This is a genomic window from uncultured Granulicatella sp. (genome assembly GCF_938030755.1).
GTDB lineage: Bacteria > Bacillota > Bacilli > Lactobacillales > Aerococcaceae > Granulicatella.
Genome location: NZ_CALHIF010000060.1, coordinates 1 through 7,020, shown reverse-complemented (window position 1 = coordinate 7,020; position 7,020 = coordinate 1). Strand labels below are relative to the sequence as shown.

Genomic DNA, 7,020 nt, shown 5'->3' with positions numbered 1-7,020 from the left:
TTAGAAAAGAGAGAACAGTCTCTTGGAATTCCTTTCTAACAGGACTAACCGTAATTACGTGCCCTGCTTCTTCATACCAATGTAATTCCACTTGCGCATTCACCAAAGCTTCTTTTAATTCTAAAGAGGCTTCAGGATTTACCAGTGTGTCTTGTTCCCCTTGTGCAATATAAAAACTTCCTGTTACTTCGTCTAATTTTGAAGCGACTTCTCTTGCAAATGATTGAATATGTGCTAATTGTTGTTGTGCTTTTTCCTTCATTTCAGCTTCATCAAAGGGGCGTCCTACATTTCTATAAGACGCCTTTGCATACATCATAAAACTTTGCAACAGTCCTGGCAACTGAGGATTCCCCAAAGATACTGGCGAACAGAAAGTTCCTGCATATTCCACTAAATGTTCGGTTGCTAATTTAGTCGCCATAATACCGCCCATTGATAACCCAAAGGCACAAACTGTGTGATAGCCTTGTCCCCGAACAAAGTCGACAGCACGTTTAGCATCTTCATACCAAACTTCAGGAGAACTTGCCAAAATATCTTCAACATCTGGAGTTCCATGGCCAGAAAATACTGGAACATAGACTGCATAATCATGACGATGTAGAAATTGCGCAAGCATTCTCACATCAGCCGGCGTTCCTGTATAAGCATGAAATAAAATCACCGCTCTTGTATTGCTTTCTTTTCTTAACCATAGTGCTTCCATAATACTCTCCTCTATTCTGCCAAATAAAAAAGTACAATTGGTTGGATGTCCGAACAATTGTACTTACATTTATTATTTTGATGAAATGTATGCTAATGCAAATGCTAATAACATGAAGATTGTTCCTAAAACAACTGTTACGCGAATTAAGAATGCCTCAAAACCACGTGCCTTTTGTTTACCGAATAATTGCTCTGCTCCACCTGTTAAATTCGCAGCATTTGTTTTTGAAGGTTGCATTGCAACAACAATAATTAATAATAAGCATACCACAACCATCAGTGATAAAATCAAATTGTACAAAGGATTCCCTCCTTAACTAAAATTCTTTTCAATTTTAACATAAAAACTACGATAATTCTACTCTTTCACGCGAAATGCTTTCAATTCGAACTACAATTAAAATCCTTTAAAACATGGTATACTAAAATAAGACTAAACGAATGGAGTGACGGAATGAAAGGTTTTGTATTTTTTGATTTGGATGGAACACTATTAAACGGGGAGTCAAAAGTGGACGTTGCCACAGCCGAAGCCATTCAAACACTAAAAGGCAATGGATATGAGCCCTTTATCGCAACAGGACGTTCTCCTGCTGAAACACGTGATATTATGGAGAGCGCTAATATCCACTCAGGAATTTTTATGAACGGGCAAGTGGTTCTTTATCAAGAACAGATTATCTATTCTTCGCAGATTCCAACTGAAACGGTAGAGAAATTCCATCAAATGGTAAAAGAAGATGGTTACGGGCTCACTGCTTATAATCACGAACGGTTTTATCTTGTAGCATCCTCCGAAGGGGCAAAAGATGCTTATGGATTTATTCACACGAATCCCCCTGCATTAAAAGAAGATTTTTATAAAGAGAATCCGGTTAACATGCTGCTCTTCATCTGCCTTCCACCAGCGGAAGAAAAATATAAGGAAGCCTTCCCTCACCTTGATTTCCTTCGTAACACACCGTACTCAGTTGATGTGATTACAAAAGGGAATTCAAAAGCGGAAGGAATCAAACGCTTCTTAGAGTATTTGAACCAAGAAGACGCTAAAACCTTTGCTTTTGGTGACGGTCCAAACGATATTGAAATGCTTCAAGCTGTTCAGCATCCTGTGGCAATGGGAAATGCTCTTCCAATCTTAAAAGAAATTGCTGAATTTATTACAACGGATAACACAGATAACGGCATTGTGAATGGTTTAAAACACTATGGCCTTATTTAAGAAAGAAGGAAAATAGATGTCAATTTATGAAATCGAAGTCCCTACCGTCAGTGGAGAGGTAACTACTCTAGAAGACTATAAAGGACAATTACTACTCATTGTGAATACAGCCAGCGGATGCGGGCTTGCCCCACAATTTGAAGGACTAGAAAAACTCTATTTGGAGTTCAAAGACAAAGGTTTTTCTGTTCTAGGATTCCCTTGTAATCAATTTGCTGGCCAAGAACCCCTCACTGCTGAACAAGCAGTCGCACATTGCCAATTGACATACAATACGACTTTCCCAATGTTTGGTAAGATTAAGGTAAATGGTCCCCAAACACATCCATTATTTGCCCTATTAAAGAAAGAAACTAAAGGCCTCCTCGGCGAAAAGGTTAAATGGAACTTTACAAAATTCCTTGTAGCAAAGGATGGAACGGTTTTAAAACGTTTCGCTCCGACTACAACGCCTGAACAAATTCGAGATGAAATCGCAAGTCTTCTTTCATAATACAAACTATGATAAAATAAAAAGAAAACGGTAAGGAGAAATCACCATGGAAGTCAATGAAATTTTAAGTATTTTAGAAGAAATGAATGTAGCTGTTATTTCGACCGCGGATGAAAACAACCAACCTCACGCACGTCATATTCATATCGGTGTTGCGAATGAAAAAGGTGTGTTCTTCATGACCAGTCCTAAAACAAATTTCTATAAACAACTACAAAAGAACCCAAAAGTTGCCATTACTGCCATGAAGAGCGAAGACTACTTAATTCAAGTCATTCGTATCGAAGGTGTTGTAAAAGAAATCGGTCGTGAACGTCTTGAGGAAGTTCTAAAAGATAATCCATTCGTAAAAGATGTTTACCCTAACGAAGAAGATATTGCTGGCGTTCAAGTATTCCACTTATACGAAGGTAAAGGATTCTACCATAGCCTTACTCAAGGACATAAATACGTGTTTGACATACACGAATAAGATTAGAAAGAGGATTTTATGAAAAAAATTTTATTAGCACTTGCAGCATTAATGGTTGCAGGACTAGCTATCTTCTATTTTTTACCCGATAACAGTAATGCTGCTAACGCAAATGTTGTATTTCAAGACGAAAATGGAAAGAAATTAACAGAAAAAGACTTCACTGGAAAACCAACAGTCTATTATGCTTGGGCAAGTTGGTGTCCAGACTGTCAACAAGAACTTCCTATCTTAAATGCTTTAAAAGAAAAATATGGAGATAAAGTAGAATTTGTTGGCGTTGCGATGATTAGTCAAAAAGAACCGATTGAGAATGGGAAAAAATACTTGAAAGAACATTCTCTTTCGCTCAATTATTACTCAGATGTTGATTCAAGCTTCCAAAAGTATCACGAAATTATAGAAATTCCGACCCTAATCTTCACGGATAAAAATGGAAAAATCGTTAAGAAATCAGCTGGTGTCATTCCTCAAGAAGAAATCGAATCATACATCAAAGAAATTTTATAAAATTAAAAACTAGCAGAAATATCTGCTAGTTTTTTGTCTGAACAATAAAAGAGAGGATGCATGCATCCTCTCTTTTATTTTCTTCTATGCTTATAAACACCAATACGATTGATTGCCTTACTTAAAGCAATTTTCGCACGATCCATATCGCTTTTTGAACGACTTGTATCGCTTAATACTTTTTCAGCTTTATCTTTTGCATGTTCGGCACGTGTCACATCAATGTCTCTTGCACGTTCAGCCACGTTGGCAATAATCGTTACGACATTATCCCGCACTTCCATAACTCCACCACCGATTGCAATATAATCAGTTGGCGAATCCTCTAAGAATCGTTTCACTCGAAGTGCTCCGATTTTTAAAGGAAGCATGATGGGAGCATGATGCGGTAGTATGGTGATTCCGCCATCGACTGCATCGGCACTCACAGAATAGGAACGATGGTTATACACTTTTCCTTCTGGTGTTGTGACAACGACCAGTAATTCATGTTCAGCCATCTTTAATTTCCTCCAACAAATCCTGCTGCTTTAGCTTTTTTAATAACGTCTTCGATTGGTCCTACGTTACGAAACATATCTTCTGGAATATCATCATATAAACCATCGATAATTCCTTTAAATCCGCGAACCGTATCTTTAATTGGAACGTATGAACCAGGTTGTCCAGTAAAGGCTTCAGCAACGTGGAAGTTTTGCGATAAGAAGAATTGAATTCTTCTTGCACGGTTTACAATAACTTTTTCGCTATCTGATAATTCATCAATCCCCAAGATGGCAATGATGTCTTGTAATTCACGATAACGTTGAAGCATTTGTTGTACTTTCATTGCTACTTCATAATGTTCTTCCCCCACAATTTCTGGAGTTAGGGCACTTGAAGTTGAAGCAAGGGGATCCACCGCTGGATAAATCCCTTGTTCTGTTAAACGACGCTCTAAGTTTGTAGTTGCATCTAAGTGAGCGAATGTTGTTGCTGGAGCTGGGTCAGTATAGTCGTCGGCTGGCACGTAAATCGCTTGAATAGATGTAATAGAACCGTCTTTAGTAGAACTGATACGTTCTTGTAATTGCCCCATTTCTGTCGCCAATGTTGGTTGATACCCTACGGCAGAAGGCATTCGCCCAAGTAACGCTGATACTTCTGATCCTGCTTGTGTGAAACGATAAATGTTATCGATGAATAAAAGCACGTCTTGCTTTTCCATATCACGGAAGTATTCCGCAATGGTTAAGCCTGTTAGTGCTACACGCATACGAGCTCCTGGTGGTTCGTTCATTTGTCCAAACACCATCGCTGTTTTAGCTGATACGCCTGATTCTTGCATTTCATGGTAAAGGTCGTTCCCTTCACGAGTACGTTCCCCTACCCCTGTAAATACTGAAATACCACCAAGCTCTTCAGCGATATTATGAATCAATTCTTGAATTAATACGGTTTTCCCTACACCGGCACCACCAAATAAACCGATTTTACCACCTTTAAGATAAGGTGCTAAAAGGTCAATAACTTTAATCCCTGTTTGTAGAATTTCATATTGACTGTTTAATTCTTCAAATTTTGGTGCTGGTTTATGGATTTCATGTCGTGTGAAATCTGCTGGGAATGGTTCCTTCAAGTCGATCGTGTCTCCAAGAACGTTGAATACACGACCTAGTGTTTCAGGTCCCACTGGAACGCTAATTGTGCGCCCTAAGTCCACTACTTTCATGCCACGTTGCAAACCATCTGTAGATTCCATGGCGATTGTACGAATTGCACCATCCCCTAATTCTACAGCAGTTTCTAAAGTAACCGTTTTTTCGCTACCATCATTTGCTGTTTTCACAACTTGTAATGCATTATGAATATCTGGAACGCCTTCTTCTAAAGGAAATACCACGTCTACAACTGGCCCTACAACTTGTAAAATCTTTCCAGTTCTCAATCCATTTTCCTCCTTCTAAAATCCTAATGTTCTTCCAGAGCGGCTGCTCCACCGACAATTTCTGTAATTTCTTGTGTAATTTGCGCTTGTCGTCTCTGGTTCAAATCTTGTGTTAAGTTACTAATTAAATCTTTAGCATTATCCGTAGCGCTTCTCATTGCAGTCATACGAGAGGCATGTTCTGCTGATTTGGCATCGATAATGGCTCCGTAAATAAGCGATTCTGCATATTGTGGGAGCAAGATGTCCATAATTATTTCCTTATTTGGTTCGAAAATATAATCCAATTCGTACTCTTTTGCTTCGTCTTCATCCAAGTCGATAATTGGTAACATCTTTTCAACACGATAGTTTGATAACAGTGCGTTTACATGGTGATTATAGCAAACGTAAAACTCATCAAATTCACCGTCACGGAACATTTGGACCGCACTTGACACAATCTTTCTTACTTCTTCAAAGGTTGGAATATCTGATACATCATTAATTTCAAGACGTACATCCACTCCCATTTTTTTGAAGAAGCGACTTGCAGCATCCCCAATTGTTAAGATGACATATTCATCCTTTGATTGGTGGTCTAACTCTAACATTTCTCTTGTTGATTGGAAAATGGAAGAGTTGTAACTCCCAGCAAGTCCTTGATCAGATGAAATCACTAAATACCCAGTCTTTTTAACTGGACGTTCAATTAATAAATCGTGATAGTCGATAAAAGAAGTAACTACTTCTCCGTCTTCTGACGTTCCATCGACAACCACTTCTTTATTGTGATTTGCGTATAGTAAGTGAGTTACAACTTCACGGATTTTTTGAGCGTAGTCTTGATAGTGACGCACTGCTTGCTCAGATTTTGCTAATTTTGCTGCAGAAACCATCTGCATGGCGCTAGTGATTTGACTTGTTTTCTTTGTTGAAACAATTCTCTTCTTTAAATCATTTAAGGAAGCCGTCATTCAGGTCACCTCTCCTTTCTACGCTTATTTAACACGATCAAATAAATGAATTTGTTTGAAATTCTCAATTACTTTATAGAATTTCTCTTCATCCAAAATCACATGTTGATCGCGGATTTCATTTAATAAATCTCTATGTTCACTTTCTAAATGTTGATATAACGCTTTTTCAAATGGTTTAATACGATCAATTGGAATCGCATCTAATAAGCCATGTGTTAAAGCAAATAAAATCGATACTTGATACTCGATTGGTAATGGTTGGTGAACGTCTTGTTTTAAGACTTCTACCGTACGTTTACCACGATTTAATTTTTGTTGAGTTGCCGCATCCAAATCAGAACCAAATTGTGTGAAGGCTTCTAATTCACGGTAACTTGCTAAGTCGATACGTAATGTACCTGAAACTTTTTTCATCGCTTTAATTTGGGCAGAACCCCCAACACGCGATACAGATAATCCGGCTGATAACCCTGGACGTACCCCTGAATAGAACAAGTCACTTTCTAAGAAAATTTGTCCATCGGTAATAGAGATTACGTTTGTTGGGATATATGCGGAAATATCTCCTGCTTGTGTTTCGATGATTGGTAAGGCTGTTAAAGATCCTCCGCCTAATTCATCGTTTAATTTAGCGGCACGTTCTAATAAACGTGAGTGCAAGTAGAATACATCCCCTGGATATGCTTCACGACCTGGTGGACGACGAAGTAATAGGGAAATTTCACG

Annotated in this window: 9 protein-coding genes and 1 pseudogene; 4 read left to right on the top strand and 6 right to left on the bottom strand. The window is 38.4% G+C overall.

Translation table 11 applies throughout. The annotated features are described in order from the left end of the window. Window positions 1-709: alpha/beta fold hydrolase (locus tag Q0594_RS06130; protein ID WP_298730539.1), on the bottom strand; the 709-nt coding region annotated here is incomplete at its 3' end. A gap of 72 nt (window positions 710-781) precedes the next feature. Further along, window positions 782-1,012, bottom strand: coding sequence for a preprotein translocase subunit SecG (secG, locus tag Q0594_RS06125; protein ID WP_298730538.1), 231 nt, complete (start codon window positions 1,010-1,012; stop codon window positions 782-784). Between the two features lie 153 nt (window positions 1,013-1,165). Between secG and Q0594_RS06120 the strand changes: the two genes are divergently transcribed. Genes Q0594_RS06120 through Q0594_RS06105 form a run of 4 tightly spaced genes read left to right on the top strand, consistent with a single transcriptional unit; the run spans window position 1,166 to window position 3,408 of the window. Continuing rightward, on the top strand, window positions 1,166-1,933 hold the full coding sequence (locus tag Q0594_RS06120) for a Cof-type HAD-IIB family hydrolase (RefSeq protein WP_298730536.1): 768 nt from the start codon (window positions 1,166-1,168) through the stop codon (window positions 1,931-1,933). A 16-nt stretch (window positions 1,934-1,949) separates the two neighbouring features. Next, on the top strand, window positions 1,950-2,426 hold the full coding sequence (locus Q0594_RS06115) for a glutathione peroxidase (protein ID WP_298730535.1): 477 nt from the start codon (window positions 1,950-1,952) through the stop codon (window positions 2,424-2,426). Between the two features lie 46 nt (window positions 2,427-2,472). Next, window positions 2,473-2,898, top strand: a complete 426-nt coding sequence (locus Q0594_RS06110; RefSeq protein ID WP_298730533.1) for a pyridoxamine 5'-phosphate oxidase family protein — start codon at window positions 2,473-2,475, stop codon at window positions 2,896-2,898. Between the two features lie 18 nt (window positions 2,899-2,916). Next, window positions 2,917-3,408, top strand: a complete 492-nt coding sequence (locus Q0594_RS06105; RefSeq protein ID WP_298730532.1) for a TlpA disulfide reductase family protein — start codon at window positions 2,917-2,919, stop codon at window positions 3,406-3,408. 74 nt (window positions 3,409-3,482) lie between these two features. Here the strand turns inward: Q0594_RS06105 and Q0594_RS06100 are convergent, their stop codons facing one another. The 4 genes and pseudogenes from Q0594_RS06100 to Q0594_RS06085 all read right to left on the bottom strand — a co-directional run. Next, window positions 3,483-3,908 (bottom strand): F0F1 ATP synthase subunit epsilon, encoded by a 426-nt coding sequence (locus Q0594_RS06100; RefSeq protein ID WP_005604885.1) that lies wholly within the window; start codon window positions 3,906-3,908, stop codon window positions 3,483-3,485. A 2-nt stretch (window positions 3,909-3,910) separates the two neighbouring features. Continuing rightward, entirely contained in the window at window positions 3,911-5,335 is a 1,425-nt protein-coding gene (gene atpD / locus Q0594_RS06095; protein ID WP_298730530.1) for a F0F1 ATP synthase subunit beta, read from the bottom strand. Between the two features lie 23 nt (window positions 5,336-5,358). Then, entirely contained in the window at window positions 5,359-6,291 is a 933-nt protein-coding gene (locus Q0594_RS06090; RefSeq protein WP_298730529.1) for a F0F1 ATP synthase subunit gamma, read from the bottom strand. Between the two features lie 24 nt (window positions 6,292-6,315). After that, window positions 6,316-7,020: pseudogene (locus Q0594_RS06085) on the bottom strand (F0F1 ATP synthase subunit alpha); the annotation flags it as partial.